This is a genomic window from Tenacibaculum finnmarkense (assembly GCF_900239185.1).
Classification (GTDB): domain Bacteria; phylum Bacteroidota; class Bacteroidia; order Flavobacteriales; family Flavobacteriaceae; genus Polaribacter; species Polaribacter finnmarkensis.
The window spans coordinates 1-2,210 of sequence record NZ_OENA01000092.1 but is presented as its reverse complement, the minus strand read 5'-3'; the positions used below and the strand labels follow the sequence as shown (position 1 = coordinate 2,210).

The 2,210-nt window shown below is 30.3% G+C and carries 2 protein-coding genes; both read left to right on the top strand.

The window, feature by feature from the left end; translation table 11 throughout:
• Positions 1-973, top strand: a 973-nt coding sequence (locus AQ1689_RS10795; protein WP_219618446.1) for a hypothetical protein, incomplete at its 5' end; no start/stop codon positions are given.
• Positions 974-986: 13 nt separating this feature from the next.
• The gene (locus AQ1689_RS10790) at positions 987-2,168 is read left to right on the top strand and encodes an SH3 domain-containing protein (RefSeq protein ID WP_145993764.1); all 1,182 of its coding nucleotides are present in this window, start codon (positions 987-989) and stop codon (positions 2,166-2,168) included.
• The last annotated feature ends 42 nt before the right edge of the window (positions 2,169-2,210 follow it).

Sequence of the window (2,210 nt, the reverse complement as noted above, 5' to 3'; positions counted from 1 at the left end):
ATATAGTGGTAAAGGATTTAAGCAAATTACTTGGAAAAGTAATTATAAAACTTTGCAAGGTAGGTTTAATAGAAAGATGAAAATTGACAATGAAGAGGATGTTAACTGGGTAGGTGGTGATAACCCCTATAAATTAAAAAACAATGCTAAAGACGCTATGGTATCTGCCTTAGCTTTTTGGGATTGGAAATTTTTAAATAGTAGAGCAGATATAGGAGATAGTTTAGATGCTGTTACTGCTGTTAGTAAAGAGGTAAATGCAAGCGATGATAGTATTCCTGATCGCTATAATTTTTTTCAAAAAGCAATTGAAACTCTTAATGCCAAAGAATGTGTAGATTATAAAAGACGAGATGGTCAAATTGGTACAGTAGTAGTTGTAGATGGAAAAGCCCATGATAAATTTGATTATAAGAATAAAGAAGGGGTTGTTAATCTGAAAGATGTAGTGCGCTACAAGACATGCGTGTATCGTAGTATGGAATTAGATACTTATAAAAAATTAAAGGCGGAAGATAACCTACCGATACCTGATTATACGACTTATTTATCTAGAGACGCTCATGGGGATAAAATTAAATATGGAATCCATAAAGCAAATCGTTACGGCAAAAATAATGAATGCCCGCCCGGAGAGTATTATTTGATACCAAAGGCAGAGAAAGGAAAGCAAAGTCATTCTATGTATGTTAGCGCAGACGGTATACAGCCCACTATTCCTAATGGCCCTGGTGGATATAGGGATGGTATTGCCATACATAATTGGAATCCGACAATGACAATAGGATGTCTTTCAACGGTACAATACTCTAGTGAATTAGAAGATGACTTGTTTGGGAATATAGCAGATTTAAAAATAAAAAATAGAGAAGTTCGTATTATTATAGAAGAACGAGAAGTTATAGAAGAGCCTTGGACTGGTAGTGTTGTAAATTCACCAACCAAGTGGACAGGAATTTTAGAAGATGAATAAAACATTAAACAATATGAAAACATTAAAATTAATTGTTGCGTTTATTATTTTACTGCATGTTGGGTGCAAGAACGTTGAAGAAAAACCTAAAGAATTATCAGATAAAATATCATCAACTGATGTCTTTACAAATAATACTAAAATCATGGATACGATAAAAAAAAAGAGGTTTGATTCCAAAAATGAGAATATAGAATATATAGAAAAGTCTTTGATTCCTATTGCAGAAAAATTTTTAAAACAATGCAAAGATTTTACTCCATTACCTTATAATGAATTTCGTAAACAAGTACAAAAAGTATACGGTATTGATATTGATGAATATTCAGATAATATTTTTCCTATGTCATATAGATTTATACCTAACATTATATTGAAAGAACAACGTATTGTTATTGATGAGATGATGATAGAAGATGATACGAAAAACTATTTTTGTGATTACAATAATCTAGTATTTTATGAAGATCAAAAGATGATTCATAAGTTCAAAAATAAATGGAAAGGAGATTTAAAAAAATTAGTAAAATATTATGGTTATCATGGTAATAAAATGATTTTGTCTAGTGCATTTAGCCAAATCGATTTTTATAGTCATGTAGATGTTCCTGATTTATTATTTGATCTAGAAAAAATTGAAAAAACTGATAAATTTCGACGAGTATTAAGACAAGAATTATTCAAAAAAGTATATGAGTATACTGATGGGGATTTTCCTATAGAAACCTATTTGGAAGATATGATTTTAGATTCTATAAGTTATAAAGAACCAGATAAAACACTTGCTTTTATTATGAACACTGCTATCGATAGAGATTTACCTAAATGGGGGTTGCCAGAATACATTTATGATAGGTTTCCTGAATATCTAGAAAAAATGAAAATAGTAGATTATTATGGTTTTGAAAGACTAAAAGATTACAGTATTAAAGTTTACGGACAAACACCAAAGAATGATGGAAATCCAAAACCGATATATAAAAAAGCAATAATAAATGATGCTGATGGATATACTAATGTGAGAAACTGGAAAGGGAAAATTGTATTCAAGATAGAAGATGGAGAGAAGTTTATGGTATCCAAAGAGGGAAAGAACCTAATCGGGGATTCTTATAAAGAAGGATGGTGGTTTGTACGCTTCAAAGGTAATGAAGGTTGGGTGCATAGTAGTAGGGTTACTATAATCAAAGAATAATAGTTTTTTAATGATTAAAAAAAGAGAGCGGTTTATTTTAAT